Consider the following 15,024-nt stretch of genomic DNA (forward strand, 5'->3'; position numbering starts at 1 on the left):
TACTGTTCAAGCTGTTTGCACTCTATGAAGAGGAGGCAGAACAGCTCACGGCACGAGGATTGGTGACCCCTACCCTGGATTATGTCCTGAAGTGTTCTCATACTTTTAATTTGTTAGATGCCAGAGGCGTCATTTCCGTAACTGAGCGGACACGTTATATTGGGCGGATCCGCAATTTGGCACGACGGGTGGCGCATCTGTATCTGGAGCAACGGGAGAAACTGGGGTTCCCGCTTCTGAAAGCTGACGGCTCTGATAAAGCTTCGGCTGCTTAAGTTGGTTTATCCCGTGATATTGAATTAAAGAGTAAAGAATAGGAGAAGGAATGATCGATCTGAGTGAAGTCCTTGAACCGATCGCCAGTCAATTTCGTAGTTTGGGGCTGCCTGAGCCGATTGTGCATTGGGGACATCCCTTAATGATGGGGATTGTGGTATTTGTAATGGGCAGTTATGTAGGATGGTCTGGATGGCGCGGACGAGTAGCATCGGATAAGGATGCGGCGATTAAGGGCCGGAGTGATCACCGGAAACTTGCGCCTTGGATGTTCCTATTTATGGCCCTCGGTTATACCGGAGGGGTTTTATCTCTGGTGATGCAACGACAGCCCATTTTAGAAAGCCCCCATTTCTGGACGGGTTCGATACTATTGGTGTTGTTAGCCCTGAATGGGGCCATGTCTTTGGGATTTCAGGGCGATCGCCTCACCCTACGTGCCGCTCATGCCTATATAGGAACTGTGGCCCTGGGACTCATGTTGCTTCATGCTCTGCTGGGTTTAAAACTGGGTCTATCTATATCTATGTAGAAGAGGAAAGCGCAACCTGATGACTTCTGCTGCCTTAGTCGTTCTGTGTTTAGCCTACATTTTAGGATTGCTGTGTACTGCTTTTGCGTGGGGAGGGGTGGTGGTCCTGAGTTTAACCGGGGCGATCGCCGCTGTTTTGTTGCTGAAAGTACCATTCCCCCGACGTCTCGAAGTCCTAAAAGCCGGGTTAAAACCAAGAATTTGGCTAATTGCAGGAGCAATTGGGTTTCTGGCGACCCTTTATTTACCCCTGCGGCAGCCACAAATCGGCGTTGATGATATCAGTCGGTTTGTGGCTGCTTCAGATGCCCCCACTCAGGAGCAACTGGTGAATGTCTTCGGAAAAGTCGTCAGTGGACCCCGATTGACTCGCAGCAACCGCATTCAATTCTGGTTTGAGCCAAACCAAGTGATTGAACTGGTAGGGACCTCTGGGCGGGGAGAAACGGGTACGGCAAAAACTCAAACCGTTACCGGCAAGCTCTACGTGACAGTGCCATTACTTCAAGGCACGGGCTTATATCCGGGTCAACGAGTGGAGGTAACGGGTCGATTGTACTTGCCGCAACCGGCAGCAAATCCTGGAGGGTTTGACTTTCAGGCTTATTTGGCTAGAGAGGGGACTTTTGCTGGGTTAGCGGGACGGCAGGTGAATTTTCTGCCCAGCGATCGCCCCCCGAATTCCTGGGGAATGTGGCAACTGCGACGGCGGATTCTGCGTGCTCAAGTTCGGGGGTTGGGAGTGCCTGAAGGTCCCGTCCTGAGTGCAATGGTTTTAGGAACAGGTGCGGTGGATCTTCCCCATGACATCCGCGAACGGTTTATGCAGGTAGGTTTAGCCCATGTTCTAGCCGCATCCGGATTTCATGTGGCTGTTATTTTAGGATTGGTGCGGGCACTCACTCGCCGGTTTTCTGAGAAAGCCCAATTTGGGTATGGCGCAGCAGTTGTAATTATCTTTGTGTTTGTAACTGGGGGTTCGCCTTCGGTTTTACGCGCTGCATTAATGGGTTGTGCTGCTTTACTGGCTCCGTTAATGCAGCGTCAGGTTAAGCCTTTGGGGTCTCTGCTCTTGGCAGCGACCTTTTTGCTAATCTGGAATCCCTTGTGGATTTGGGATTTAGGATTTCAACTAAGTTTTTTGGCGACTTTAGGGTTGTTAGTCTCTACCCCACCCGTTTTAAAGTGGTTGGATTGGTTACCCCCCACGATCGCCTCTTTGATTGCGGTGCCGATCGCCGTGTCGGTGTGGGTGCTACCCCTGCAACTCTATATTTTTGGGGTATTAGCTCCTTATAGTATTAAATTAAATATTCTTTTATCTTTGCCGTTGGCGGGGATTACTCTAGGGGGATTTATCAGTGCGATCGCTGCTACAATCTGGCCTCTAGCTGGGACGGCAACTGCCTGGTTGCTGTATTATCCCCTAAAATTGACGATCGCCCTTGTGGAATGGGTCAGCCAATTACCGGGGAATTCCATTGCCACAGGAACGCTCTCGATTGTGCAGGTGGTGATCCTGTATGGAATTGTGTTGTCGGTGTGGCTGATTCCGTGGTTGCATCAAAAACGGCGATGGGTGTTGGGATTGCTGTTTGCCGTGGGTTTGGTAGTGGTGCCGGTGTTATATGCCCGGAGTACAGTCTTTCAGATTACGGCCCTGGCAACCCCAGGAGATCCGGTTTTGGTGGTTCAAGATCGGGGGAAAGCGATTGTAATCAATAGTGGAGATGAGGCGACGGCACGCTATGCGGTGTTGCCTTTTCTGCGACAGCAGGGGGTGAATCAAATTGATTGGGCGATCGCCACCACGGGAGTGAATTACCGGAGTGGGTGGTATCAGGTCCTGGATAGTTTGCGAGTGCGGGTGTTTTCTTCCCCGCAAACTGACCCCAATCAAGAGAGCGATCGACCCTTGCTGGCGAATTTAAGCAATCGCAAAGGTTCCTATCATCCTTTACCCCTGGGGCAAACCTTGGCGGTAGGGACCACGGGAGTTCAAGTGGTGAGTCTGAAGCCCCCGGTGGTGCAGTTCCAAATTCGCAATCAGATGTGGTTTTTATTGGGAGATTTGAATCCGTCGGAACAAAGCCATTTAGTCCCAGCGGGTTCGTTGCTGGAGGGAGAGAATGGGGAGTCACCGTTGCGGGTGTTGTGGTGGTCCGGGGAACAGTTGGCTCCTTATTTAGTGGAGGCGCTGCAACCGTCGGTGGCGATCGCCTCGAACGATGCGATCGATCCAGAGACAGAACGATTACTGCGACAACGGAATACTCAAATTTATTTGATAGGTCGGGAGGGGGCCATTCAGTGGAATTCCCGAAATGGCTTTGGATCGACCTTGGATCCTCGGGAAACCGAAAATCTTTTGCTATAGGGCTTCCCAAAGCCGGTTAGATACGGTAACATGAACAACTGGAGAGGTGGCAGAGCGGTTGAATGCGGCAGACTCGAAATCTGTTATGGTGTCACAGCCATCGGGGGTTCGAATCCCCCCCTCTCCGTTTAAAATTTGCATGGGATATTTTTTCAGCTACCGACACTCTATGCAGGGTGCTTCCACAGGAAGGAAGCCCGCTTAGGCCGGATAATTGGGTTTGTCCAAAGGATATTTCGCCGTTGTCGGTAGAGTTGTTATATAAGGAAATACTTTAAACCACAAAGACACCCATACTGTCACCAGGAGATTCCTGTGGGTTCTGGGTGTCCTTGTGTTGAAAGGGGATTACATGGCATCCGGGTCAATGCCTAATTCCCGGAGTTTTTCCGCGAGGCGGTTAGCGCGTTCTGACTCCTGTTGGGCGCGTTCTTCGGCGAGTTGTCTTTGGGTGTCCAACTCAATATAAGTGGAGAATTTTCGACCATCGGGACGGTACAGTTCTAACCCTTCCTCGGCCATTTCAAATCGCACGCCTAATCGGGGAGAAACCCAGCCGGTAATGCTTTCAATGGATGTTAGTTGATTGTCGGTGCGAATCCACCCTCCGAAGTCGATTCTATCGGGGTCATATATATAATATTCTTCTACGCCATAGCGTTGATAAAATTCTAGTTTTTTCGCCATTTCCGTTAAGGTATTCCCGGGAGATAAAACCTCAAAGACGACTTGGGGGGGGATGTTGTCTTCTTGCCATTGTAGATATGACCCGCGTTTTCCTTTGGGTCGTCCAAAGGCGACCATTACATCTGGGGCGACTCGCAGTTTATTGTTGCCTTCGACAGGATACCAGAGTAAGTCTCCGGCTACAAATACGTTGAGGTCCTCTTTAAAGAGAGCATCAATTCCTCCTTGAATGGTGACAATCCAGCGGAATTGTTCGGTGTTATCTGCCATCGGTTGACCGTCGCTTTCAGGGTAAATGATTGAGGTTTTTGGAGCAGTTGTCGTTTCTGTAACCATTGTTGCCTCGGTTGGGTGGTTTGGCTAAAATTAGATTTTAAAAGGAGGGAAGTTTTAGTAATTTGGTGAGGGTCTTAGGATAAAATAATTATAGCAAAATCATCCCATTTTTGATTATAAGGGCAAAATTTTTCTATTCTTTTGGAGGTCTTGCCTCCTGTTAGTTACTTAATCCTTTGATTTGCGTGAAGTCTTACAAGCGGCAAAACCGCTGATTTTTCGTGACACGGCTTCAGCGATGTCATGAGGAAGGGAAGAATTTTTTCTGTCCGCTGGGATTTATAATGAAGGGTTCGCAGATGAGGGTCAGGGTTTGTCGATTTGATGGGGTGAGACTCGATTGAGTGGCCGATCGCTGATTGATATCTCTGAATTTTGGAGGCTCCCCTTAAGAATTGGGGTCGAAAGGGGCAATAAGTGATGGGGATCACGCATAATGCGGATGGGGATCACTTCCCTCGGTGGGGTTTTCAGGGATGATTTTAATGGAGGAAAGAGAATAAATTCTCTCGATTCTGCCCGATGAGTTCCTGGTAACGCAATGGGTTTTTACTCAAAAAGATTGTTTTTTTTGGACGATCTGTAGGCAAGAGGCGATCGCCGGTTTAATTTTCCCTCACTCCAGGGTGCAAGTCCATTGGGGTGATGGGGTAAAAGGCAAAACAGCGATTTTCAAAAACTCTGACTCAGTTTTCCCTCATTCTTCAAATTTTTCTGTTTTTTTAGTTTCCTGTTTTTGTAGTCCCACCATTTAACCGAGAGGGTTTAAAATGCAGACACTTCAAGCGATTCGATGCCCAAATTGTGGAAATCTCGCGGAACGTTATTATTTTTCAAAACGAGATTTTAGTCAGACTCAATGTCCGAGTTGTGATTATTTGATGGTGAGTTGTGTGAGTACGGGTCGCGTTTTGGAGGCTTACGCTCCAGGCCTGTCCGTTCGTCGCTCCCATTAATTTATAAAATCCAATCGGTTAATTCTCTCTTCCTTACTAACATTCTTGCTGCTTAATTTGGGCGATCGCATTTGAAGTGCGATCGCCTCTTTTTTAGGCTTTGGAGGCCCTCAGTTGACCGCAGGCGGCATCGGCTTCTAAGCCGCGAGAATAACGGACGCTGACTGCAATATGTCGCTTTTCTAAGGCTTCCACAAAGGCTTGCACCCGTTGGCGATCGGGTCGTTTAAAGTCTACTTCTTGAATCGGGTTATAGGGAATCAAGTTCACATGACTTTGGAACCCGCGCAATAAACTGGCGAGTTCTTCGGCATTTTCTGGGCGATCGTTAAATTCGGCGAGTAAAATATATTCAAACGTCACCCGGCGTCCGGAAATTTTCACATATTCCCGACAATCAGCAATGATTTTTTCAATGGGATATCCTCCCGCATTGGGAATCAGTTTTTCCCGGAGTTTTTGGTTAGAGGCATGGAGACTGACGGCAAGGGTAAATTGACCGCGATGTTTAGCGAGTTGAGGGATGCGATCGCGGATTCCAACAGTAGAAATAGTGATGCACCGTTGACCAATTCCGATATCTTCATTGATTGAGCGTACTGCTGCTAAAACGTTCTCCGTATTGAGTAACGGTTCTCCCATTCCCATAAACACAATATGACTCACCCGCCGTCCAAAGTCTTCCTGCACAGTTAAGACTTGATCCACAATTTCATGAGTCGCCAAATTGCGGGTAAATCCGCCTTTTCCAGTGGCACAAAAGTCACAACCCATTGGACATCCCACTTGAGAAGAAACGCAAACGGTCAACCGTTTTTCTGTGGGAATTCCCACAGCTTCAATGATTTGACCATCGGTTAATTGCAGCAAATATTTAATGGTTCCATCGGCGGCAATGGATTTGTGGGAAATGGTCGATCGCCCGAGGGGATAGTCAGCAACTTGTTCGCGCCACTGTTTGGAAAATACTGTAATATCACTCAGCGATCGCGCGCCTTTGTCATAAATCCAGTTATGCAGTTGTTTTCCCCGATAGGCGGGTTGCTGTTGCTGTTGCACCCATTCGGTTAACTCCCCTAACGATAGTCCCAATAAGGGCTTTTTCTCCAGGGAAGATTTTCCAGGTTTGGCTTGATCCACTGTTTCTGTGGCGGGTTGTTCAGCGGTGGGTTGAAAGTTAGTCGTCATGATAGATACAACTCTAAGGGTAAGGGGTCTAGGCGATCGGGATTTGTGGCTAACATAGTTACAGAGCGATTTCGGGCAGTTTCTGGAATGCAGAAAGTACCCAGGATGGTCAGTTACCTTAACCCCTACTTTAGTTTAGCAACTCTATGGAAAATTGCCCCCAAAATTTATCCCATCTAGGGGGTCCAGACCCGATGAAGGTGGCAAGGGAGGGAGACACTCCCACTCCTTAATTTTATGTTTCCAGGGACTTAAACTCACGATATAAATGCGGTTTATCGTTCTATCTATCTAATCCGGTCCCCATGCCATAGCTGGTATTATTAATCGGATCCGGAAAGGGAAGTAACTTACGTTCTTTCTCTAATTTTTCCGAATTTTTACCGAGGAGAAAATAAGTTTTCATATCCCCTTTCCCTTTGATAGCAATCGAGCCACGTTCTTCAAATTGATAGCGATTTGCTAAGATTTGATAAGTATCTTCGCTGACTTGAATAGAACCGGGTAAACCATGAGATTCCATGCGACTGGCAATATTTACGGCATCCCCCCAGAGGTCATAGATAAATTTTTTCTGCCCTATTACTCCAGCAACAACTGAGCCGGTATTAATTCCAATTCTAATGTTAATATTTTCTTGATGAGTAAGATTAAATTGGCCGATCGCCTGCTGCATATCCAGAGCCATTTCAGCCACATCTATGGCACAATCGGCTTTCGGTTCAGGAAGTCCGCCCACGAGCATATAAGCATCGCCAATGGTTTTAATTTTTTCCAATCCATGTAGATCGGCGAGGCGGTCAAATTCTGAAAAAATTTCGTTGAGGAGGGTTACCAGTTCCGTGGGAGAAATGCGAGAGGAAAGAGTGGTAAATCCGACAATATCGGCAAATAAAACCGTGACATCGGTAAACTGATCGGCAATAGTGGTGGTTTCTTCTTTGAGGCGATCGGCAATAGTTTTGGGTAAAATATTCAGCAGGAGACTCTCGGATTTAGCTTGTTCAATTTGTAATTGCTTTAACGCATAGACAAATTCCTGGGCGATCGCACTAGCAAAAACCAGGGCTAACAACAACGCAGCCACCAGCAATCCCGTTGCTGCCTGACTGGTTTGGTTAATCCGGTATTCCCCCCGCTGAATTTCTTGGCGGGCGATTTCCAGCAGTTGCGCGGAGAGTTCAGCAGCTTGGCGATCAAACTGGGAAAGTTGCGTGCGAATTTCCAGATCTAAGCGGATAATCTGTTGCGCCAAAACTTGATAGTCAGTGAGGGCCTTGAGAGCGTTCAATTGCCGTTCTAAACTTAAGTTAGGGGACTGCTTAATGGCACTTTGTAACTGCTCGATCGCTTGATACAATGCAGCCCGTTCGGGATTTTGGCGATCGCGTATATAGTCTTGTTCCCGAGATTGCAGTTGTGTATATAACTCTAACAATTCCGGATCATCAGCGAGTTGGAGAATATCCCCCACTCGTTGGGAATTTTGCTGCAAACGAGCCAATATTCCCGTCTCATCCATCCCTAACTCCCCCACCAATCCCACGGCTTCTCGAAAACTACTGGCGTACTGTTGCACCATTTCTTCATAAGAAACAACCGCTGGATTACTCTGACGTAAGGTTGCACTGACTTGATCTGTCGCCAGTAACGATTGCAGAAGATCGCTAATCAACAGTACCATGTCAATCTGTTCCCCGTAGGCTTTAGCATATTCCTGCCGCGCATCTAAAAACCCGGTTTTTGACCACTGTTCAAAAAAGTCCCGTTCTAGGCGACGGGCTTTATCTAAAGCATCATTCATCTCAAACACTAATCTTTGCAGTTTAATACTACTGACAATTGTTGCTTGAGTTTCGGTTCGCACAAAGTTCAGAGACAGCCATCCGGTTGTGGCAACGCCGCCCAAAATTAACATTAGCCCGAAGAAAGCCGAGCTAAATTTTGCCGTGATATTTAGACTGCGCCAGGAGTGATTTAACCCATGCCATTTCTTCATAAAATTTCCTGGAATTCCGGCTCAACACCAACAGAGTTTTAAGTTTTTAGTAGATGCACCCAATGAGTTTCCTGAGCGTCTGACGGAATGGACCTCTTGTAAAATTCAGGATTGCTTCCCCTTTCCCCCCTTATTAACGCCCATCGGCTTAAGAGATTGATGCAAGAGGTTTAATATAGATGCACCGTGTTCTGATGAAGAAACGGCAAAGATTGTCAACCCAACTGCTTAACTTTCACAGTCGTCCCCGGATCCGTATTGCCAAGCTTGAATCCACCGACGGCAATAGTATTGTTGGGCTGGGGGTAATCGATTAACCCACGTTTCGCAGCGTTGTCCGAGGGGAGACAAGGCACTATAAATACCCAGGTTAAGGTAATGCTGCATCCAGTCTACCAGAGCGGGAAGTCCGACCTGGGGAATGACTCGAACGACTGAGTGAGTTTGGGCGATCGCCGTTTTAAATAGAGTTTGGGAGAGTCCGCCAAATTGGATCACATCTTGTAAAAAGGGTTTAAGCACCGGATCGCCTAACTGTTCCATACAAGTGAAGACGCCGGAGAGGAGTTCATTAATTTGATTCGGTGCAAGTTGTTGTTCTATCCCTACACTCATCGCCCGTTGAAACAACCACGTTACGGAAATATTCGGCTGATAGGGTTGTAATCGCCCTAAGGCACGATGGGAGAGCATTTCTCGTTCTAAGGCATCATTAATGCCCTCAGTTAAGCGTTTGAGGTGTCGTAGCATAGCCCCAAATCCTCCAAAACTAAGGGGAGATTGGATGCCACTACTATCCCCAACAGCAAGAATTCGGTCCCAAGGCGATCGCACTGGACTGTCTCGATAGGCTGGAAAAAACCCAAACAGTGCCCGCACAAATTCTAACTGGGCTAAGTCTACCTTTTGATATTCTGGTAACAACTTTAAGTAATCTTCAAATAACTCGGTTAAACTCAGGCGACTCGGATGGGTATCTAAATAAGTAAATAAATAAGTTGTGCGGCCATCCCGGGCGGGAAAAGCTTCCCAAAAATACTGACACTGCTTTTTAATCGGGGTGAATGAGGTGATTAAATCCCCCGTTTCATTCTGGGGAAATCCTTTCGCACAACTGCCGACAACCAGACAGACACTATCGGGTTTTTGTCCTTGACGAATTTGGCGGACAATGGGAGAAAAATGCCCCATGACATCCAGGAGTAAGCGCGCGGTAAAGGAGCGTCCTGTGGTGCTTTTGACGATGATGCCATTGGGGTGAACGCTGGCACTTTCAAAGGGGGTATTTTCAAAAATTTGACCCCCAGCTTTTAAAAAGCGGGCTTTGAGGATGTCGAGGAGATAAACTGGATCAACGCCGATGTTGAGAACGTCGCGGACCCAGAATTCGGGACCGCCATTAAATTGAATGCGGGCGGGGTTGTATTGGGTGGCGATCGCCTGTTTTAACTCGGCTTCTGAAAGTAAATCAAGTTCTAAAAATACGGTTAATTCTTCTCGGGAAATGTTCCATTCTTGCTCCCGACCCCGCAAAATACCTCGCTCAATTAAAGCGACACGCCACCCTTTAACGACTAAAGCGGCCCCGATAAAAATTCCTAATGTGCCACCACAAACTAAAATATCCCACTCCAATGATTTGACAGGCTGGGAATGTTCACTGATCACCGAAGGAATCACTTGGGGATTTTTTTTAAGAGATTGCCAGAGGCGATCGCTGCGATGAAGTCCCGTGAGAGCATCACCGGGCAGTTGAGAGAGAATGCGTTCAGTCAGGGTCATGGTTTAAACTCAAATTTCGACTCAACAAAGGGGTAAGCGAATGTAAAATGTTGTTCCTTTTCCAGCTTGGGATTCAAAGGTAATATCGCCCCCATGTGCTTCCACAATCGAAAGAGCGATCGCCGTTCCCAGTCCCGTTCCACCGCGCTTTCCATAAGTGACAAACGGATCGAATAATCGGGTTTGAATGGCTTCGGGAATCCCGGGTCCGGTGTCAGCAATTTTGATCAGGGCATCTCGGTCCAGCTTGGTTGCGACCATGACAATTTGTCCCCCCTGACCATCGAAGGCTTCTACCGCATTTCCGACTAAGTTCTGCCAGACGCGCATCAGTTTATTTTCATCGGCATTCAAAATAATATTATCACACTGAAGAATAAAATTGATATGAGATTGATTCCAGTAAATTAAGTTTAACCGCTGAAATCTTTCTAAATTTTCTCCTAAATTAATAAACCCTTTGTTTAAAGTGGCATTGCCACGAGTAAATTCTAAAATCTCCTCAGTCATTACTAACATTTGAGTGATTTGAGCTTGAATTAAACTGCACCATTCTTGAGTTTCTTCATCTTCATGTAAATCTTTTAACATGGAAGTGGCTAAAGAAATTCCAGTAAAGGGACTTTTTAAATCATGAATAATGGTATTTGCCATTTCTCCCACGGCCATCATTTTATGCTTGTGAACCATCTGATTCACATATTGTTCGGTTGTCAGCCGCAGATAATGGATAATATGGTGAAATAATTGCAACACCACCTTTCCCGGAGAACGCTCTAAAATATCCATCAAGCGATCGCGCGGGATTTTGGCAATGGTTGCTGGAGTGCAAGCTACAGCCCTAGCACTGCGGGGTTGTCCATCTAAAACGCCAAACTCGCCAAAAAAGTCATTTTCCTCAGCCCAAGCCACATTTTGATATTGACCTAATCCTCCGCGTTTGGTAAATTCAATTTTGCCCTCTAAAACGAGATATAAAGCATCAGGTTTTTCGTTTTCTTCAAAAATAACCGTGCCTTTGGCAAACTTTTCTAGGGTCGCACTGTGGCACAATTCAGGTCTTTGTTCGGGCAGAAAATATGAAATAAAGCGATGCGATTCCAAATCCATGTTAAGTTACCTGCATCAGGAATGGACTAGGGGTTTGACTCTATCCTACGAAAGTTTAGGGATGGGGTAAATGCCTCTTTTAAAAGTTTTTAGGATTGTGGCGCGCTTTTTGCTTTTTCCAGAGGAATCCAGGGGTGGACAAGAGAGACGATCGCGAAAGGTATTATTGTCCTAAAGCTAACACAGCATTCTGGCCGCCAAAGCCGAAACTAAAACAGAGGGTGCGTTCCACCGGGATTTGACGCGATCGCCGTACAAAATCCAGTTCAAATTCTGGGAGGGCCAACCCCACACAAGGGGGTAAACAGCGATCGCGCATTGCCAGGAGACAAAAGGCAGCACCCAAAGCCCCAGAAGCGCCTAAAGTATGACCTGTGGCTCCTTTGGTCGAACTCACCGGCACCCCCTGGGGAAACAGGGAAGCAATCAATTTGGCTTCGGTGCAGTCGTTGAGGTGGGTGCTGGTACCATGAGCGTGAATATAATCAATTTCTGACGGGTGCCACTGCGCTCGCCTCAGACACTGCTCGACAGCGGCGCTCGCAACAGTTGCCTCCTCATCCGGCGCATTCGCATACCGAGCATCATTGGTAATCCCAAATCCGAAGATTTTGCCATAAACTTTCTTAGCCCCACGCTGGTGAGCGAAATCCGCAGATTCTAGAACAAAAACAGCGGCAGCTTCCCCGAGGACTAACCCTTCGCGATCGCGGTCAAACGGATAACAGCCAGTTTTGGCATAAGCACTCATTTGAGTAAATCCCGTGAGGGCCAGGGGAGTGATGGGAGCTTCTGCGGCACCGACCACAACCTGCTGACATTGACCCGTGCGGATCAGTTCAAACCCCTGGGCGATCGCCCAAATCCCCGTAGCACAAGCCGCCATCGGTGCCATCACAGGTCCGGTTGAACCAATCTGTTGCGCCGTAGCAATCGCTGGAGTATGAGGTAAAAGATCCAACCAATTGCGCCCCCAATTGCCGTCACCCCCTGGGGGATTTTGGTAAAATTGCCGTGCCAGTTGCTCCAATTGGCCTTGGTGAGCGCGACTGGACCCAATCACCACCCCACAATCGGGCAGGGGTGGAACCAACCCCGCATCCTGGAGGGCGTTAGTCACCACAGGTTCGAGGAGTTGGTCCAGGCGAGCGGGAGTGGGTCCAATTTGAGCCAGGGGACGGGGTGGCAGTTCGGGGAAAGGTTGGCCCAGGGCGATCGCCGACTCAGACCCCAGCAACCTCCGCCAAACCGGCTCTAAACCATCGCCCAAAGCGCAAACCAGACCCATTCCGGTCACCACTACTTGCACCCCTTGATGGCCGGTTTTCACGTTTAGGAAGGACCGTTAGAAGGATTGTTAGAACGAAGATTTTCCAGGCCCTCAATGACCTCAGCCGAGTCAATGCGATCGCGCTGTTGAATTCCGTCTACCACATCCATGCCTTCAAGGACCTGACCAAAAACGGCATAATTACCATCTAAAAACTCTAGATCGCTCAAGGCAAAGTAAAACTGAGAGGATGCCGAATCGGGGGCTTGCGATCGGGCCATTGCTACCGCCCCGCGCTTATGTTTCAAGACCGGAGGTTGATTAATTCGGGCCACTTGCAGGGGTGAGCCATAGACCGGACTCTGCGCCCCTTCCGGAGTAATTTCTAACGGAATGGAGCGTTCTTGACCTGTTGCCGGGTCAATAAAACCTCCGGTGCCGAACGTTTGAGGATCAGCTTTGGGGTTCTTACTTTGCGGGTCTCCCCCTTGAGCCACAAAGGGTTGTGGGGTACGCACTACCCGGTGGAATAGGGAACCGTCATAGACCTGACGCTGCACCAAATCCACAAAATTCCCCGCCGTAATCGGCGCATTTGTGCCATCCACTTCAATGATGACGGGTTTGCCCTTAATCACCATGCGCACCTTAGCTTTTCCCTCCAAACGGGGGAGATTGCTGAAGGCATCTGGGGCTTGTGCCGTTACCGGGGGTTCCGTTGGCAAGTTAGGCGGTTGGGATGTCGCCTCCTGTTGAGCGCAACCGCCGATGAGCAAAGCACCTAGAATCATCACCGATACGATCCACTGGCGGATGTTAATTTCCATGTTTAGTTTCCAATACAATATGCTGACCTCGCGAGTGATATGAGAGCTGATGCCAATCTTACCTGAGCTACTTTTCTCGCTCCGGGTATCGCCAAAATTGCGGCAAAAATAGGTTTAGGTTCATCCGTGAGGCTTTCTTTGGGGATTTCACCCGATAGGTGAGGAAGGGCAATTTCTAGACTGCCCCTCCTCACCTAGAGAAGTGATACCTACGTCCTGATGGATTTGTCCAAGGCCGAGGAGGGCGATGCCGATTTGCACGGCTCAATTCCACTCTTTTCGTCAGAAATAGTTGACTCCACAGCAGAAAAAGCACCAGCCTGTAAGAGAATTACCCGGACTTATAACCCTTCGAGGGGAACCCCTAAAAAACGAGCTAATTCTGCACCTTCGTTTTCCAGTTCTGACAAAGGGATTGGTTGACCGACGCGACTCAAGGGAAGGGGATTACGACCTTTGGTTCGCATATACATCGCCCGTTTTGGATTGAGTCCTTCTTTGACTTCTACGCGAATGGATTGGACATCTTCTAGGGGGTAGGAAATATCAATTTTACGATTTTTGCCCGGAAATCCCCAGCGGAAGATGTGAACCTTGCCGGTTTCTTTATTAAATTCGTTGTAGCCCGCTCCTACATTCCAGAGAATGGTTAGCCACAGATAAAGGGAGAGCAGCAAAGCGGCTACTCCGTAGAAACCCATGACCAAGCCTTGGGGGAGAAAGATAAGCTGGGTTGGGTCTGCAAAGGGCAAAAAATTGACTTTCAGATAACTGGAAAGGCTGGCTAAAAGAAAGCCGATCCCTCCTAAGTTAACGACAACGACTAGAAGGTAGTTACTGAACCGGCGAGAGCCGATAATTTCTTTGCGAAGTACGCGATCGCTAGTAGAGATGCTTTTTGCAGTCATCGAAAATAAGCTGGGTAAGGGAGAGAACGAAGTCCTAACTTAGAGAGAACTGGGAAAGAATTTCCAGACTTCTCTAAGGGTAAGGGCAAGGCACCTAAGAATAGGTCCTATCCTAGTATCCGTCTCTGAGGTGGACAATGGGCCAGAGTTTCTGGGAAATTCTTAATTTTTTGAAGCCGTCACCGCCGGTAAACCCCTGGACAGAGCCAGGGGCCCGGGGAAGACTCCCAGGCAAGTGTTGACTTGTTAGAGCGGTAGTTGCTTCAACCACCGCATCACTCTCACCGCATCAATCTCTCAGGGATAGAAAAGGCAGCGATCGCAGAGGGACTCAGACCTGAGAAAAAAGCCTGCGGACCCTCAAAATCGGGATTCCCGTTCGGACCCAAGAACGGGTCTCTCGTCCCAAAAACCGGAAGGTAATCGCATTTAAGGTAATCCTCAAACAACGCCACAGCCCTTGTCCTAAGCTGATTTAGGCTTACACAGACAGACTAGATCACCGGCTTAAGAGACTAGCCGCGTTCAGGGAACCGGGCAGCCTTGGGCTAAGGGTTTTGCAAATTTTGATCAATGTAATATATAGTTATGTTAACTTACTTAGAAAGCTTGCGATTCTTGTAGAGCAAGACGATTTAAAACCCGACCCCAACTCCCGCAAATTTTATGACAATAGCAGTTGGACGCGCACAGACAGAACGGGGATGGTTTGACGTCCTCGACGACTGGCTAAAACGCGATCGCTTCGTCTTTATCGGTTGGTCTGGCCTATTACT

11 protein-coding genes, 1 tRNA gene and 1 pseudogene (1 of these 13 cut by a window edge) are annotated in these 15,024 nt (G+C 48.1%); 5 read left to right on the plus strand and 8 right to left on the minus strand.

The genetic code is table 11. The features are described from left to right. From glyQ to NG792_RS27640, 4 genes are all read left to right on the plus strand, one after another. Nucleotides 1-275: the end of a glycine--tRNA ligase subunit alpha gene (glyQ, locus tag NG792_RS27625; protein ID WP_261201796.1), read on the plus strand. Its footprint begins 622 nt before the window's first position; 275 of the gene's 897 nt are visible here — the last part of the coding sequence; its start codon lies beyond the left edge, outside the window; its stop codon occupies nucleotides 273-275. Nucleotides 276-325: 50 nt separating this feature from the next. Next, nucleotides 326-808: a DUF4079 domain-containing protein gene (locus NG792_RS27630; RefSeq protein ID WP_261201795.1), complete on the plus strand. Its 483-nt coding sequence runs from the start codon at nucleotides 326-328 to the stop codon at nucleotides 806-808. A gap of 19 nt (nucleotides 809-827) precedes the next feature. Next, nucleotides 828-3,185, plus strand: coding sequence for a ComEC/Rec2 family competence protein (locus NG792_RS27635; protein WP_261237611.1), 2,358 nt, complete (start codon nucleotides 828-830; stop codon nucleotides 3,183-3,185). A 40-nt stretch (nucleotides 3,186-3,225) separates the two neighbouring features. After that, nucleotides 3,226-3,312: transfer RNA gene (locus NG792_RS27640), tRNA-Ser, on the plus strand. Between the two features lie 221 nt (nucleotides 3,313-3,533). On the opposite strand, the gene NG792_RS27645 is transcribed toward NG792_RS27640, so the two are convergent. The 8 genes from NG792_RS27645 to NG792_RS27685 all read right to left on the minus strand — a co-directional run bounded on the left by NG792_RS27645 (nucleotide 3,534) and on the right by NG792_RS27685 (nucleotide 14,248). Beyond that, entirely contained in the window at nucleotides 3,534-4,208 is a 675-nt protein-coding gene (locus tag NG792_RS27645) for a Uma2 family endonuclease (RefSeq protein WP_261201793.1), read from the minus strand. 1,049 nt (nucleotides 4,209-5,257) lie between these two features. Further along, the gene (gene rlmN / locus NG792_RS27655; RefSeq protein ID WP_261201791.1) at nucleotides 5,258-6,352 is read right to left on the minus strand and encodes a dual-specificity RNA methyltransferase RlmN; all 1,095 of its coding nucleotides are present in this window, start codon (nucleotides 6,350-6,352) and stop codon (nucleotides 5,258-5,260) included. Nucleotides 6,353-6,635: 283 nt separating this feature from the next. Then, entirely contained in the window at nucleotides 6,636-8,351 is a 1,716-nt protein-coding gene (locus tag NG792_RS27660) for an adenylate/guanylate cyclase domain-containing protein (RefSeq protein ID WP_261237613.1), read from the minus strand. A 228-nt stretch (nucleotides 8,352-8,579) separates the two neighbouring features. After that, nucleotides 8,580-10,133 (minus strand): FAD-dependent monooxygenase family protein, encoded by a 1,554-nt coding sequence (locus tag NG792_RS27665; RefSeq protein ID WP_261237614.1) that lies wholly within the window; start codon nucleotides 10,131-10,133, stop codon nucleotides 8,580-8,582. Nucleotides 10,134-10,154: 21 nt separating this feature from the next. Further along, nucleotides 10,155-11,243, minus strand: coding sequence for an ATP-binding protein (locus NG792_RS27670; RefSeq protein ID WP_261237615.1), 1,089 nt, complete (start codon nucleotides 11,241-11,243; stop codon nucleotides 10,155-10,157). Between the two features lie 163 nt (nucleotides 11,244-11,406). Further along, nucleotides 11,407-12,573 carry a beta-ketoacyl-ACP synthase gene (locus NG792_RS27675; RefSeq protein ID WP_261237616.1) on the minus strand — a complete coding sequence of 389 codons (1,167 nt, stop codon included), beginning with the start codon at nucleotides 12,571-12,573 and terminating at the stop codon, nucleotides 11,407-11,409. Nucleotides 12,574-12,575: 2 nt separating this feature from the next. After that, nucleotides 12,576-13,340 carry a peptidylprolyl isomerase gene (locus NG792_RS27680; RefSeq protein ID WP_261237617.1) on the minus strand — a complete coding sequence of 255 codons (765 nt, stop codon included), beginning with the start codon at nucleotides 13,338-13,340 and terminating at the stop codon, nucleotides 12,576-12,578. 341 nt (nucleotides 13,341-13,681) lie between these two features. After that, nucleotides 13,682-14,248: a photosystem I assembly protein Ycf4 gene (locus tag NG792_RS27685; RefSeq protein ID WP_261201785.1), complete on the minus strand. Its 567-nt coding sequence runs from the start codon at nucleotides 14,246-14,248 to the stop codon at nucleotides 13,682-13,684. Between the two features lie 666 nt (nucleotides 14,249-14,914). Between NG792_RS27685 and NG792_RS27690 the strand changes: the two are divergent. Further along, nucleotides 14,915-15,024, plus strand: a pseudogene (locus tag NG792_RS27690) (photosystem II D2 protein (photosystem q(a) protein)); the annotation flags it as partial.

It is taken from the genome of Laspinema olomoucense D3b (genome assembly GCF_025370785.1).
In the GTDB taxonomy this organism is placed as follows: domain Bacteria; phylum Cyanobacteriota; class Cyanobacteriia; order Cyanobacteriales; family Laspinemataceae; genus Laspinema; species Laspinema olomoucense.

What these genes read in the sequence shown, in the direction of transcription:
- NG792_RS27630 (WP_261201795.1), top strand. Translation starts at nt 326, where the DNA reads ATGATCGATCTGAGTGAAGTCCTTGAACCGATCGCCAGTCAATTTCGT.
- NG792_RS27635 (WP_261237611.1), top strand. Translation starts at nt 828, where the DNA reads ATGACTTCTGCTGCCTTAGTCGTTCTGTGTTTAGCCTACATTTTAGGA.
- NG792_RS27645 (WP_261201793.1), bottom strand. Translation starts at nt 4,208, where the DNA reads ATGGTTACAGAAACGACAACTGCTCCAAAAACCTCAATCATTTACCCT.
- rlmN (WP_261201791.1), bottom strand. Translation starts at nt 6,352, where the DNA reads ATGACGACTAACTTTCAACCCACCGCTGAACAACCCGCCACAGAAACA.
- NG792_RS27660 (WP_261237613.1), bottom strand. Translation starts at nt 8,351, where the DNA reads ATGAAGAAATGGCATGGGTTAAATCACTCCTGGCGCAGTCTAAATATC.
- NG792_RS27665 (WP_261237614.1), bottom strand. Translation starts at nt 10,133, where the DNA reads ATGACCCTGACTGAACGCATTCTCTCTCAACTGCCCGGTGATGCTCTC.
- NG792_RS27670 (WP_261237615.1), bottom strand. Translation starts at nt 11,243, where the DNA reads ATGGATTTGGAATCGCATCGCTTTATTTCATATTTTCTGCCCGAACAA.
- NG792_RS27680 (WP_261237617.1), bottom strand. Translation starts at nt 13,340, where the DNA reads ATGGAAATTAACATCCGCCAGTGGATCGTATCGGTGATGATTCTAGGT.
- NG792_RS27685 (WP_261201785.1), bottom strand. Translation starts at nt 14,248, where the DNA reads ATGACTGCAAAAAGCATCTCTACTAGCGATCGCGTACTTCGCAAAGAA.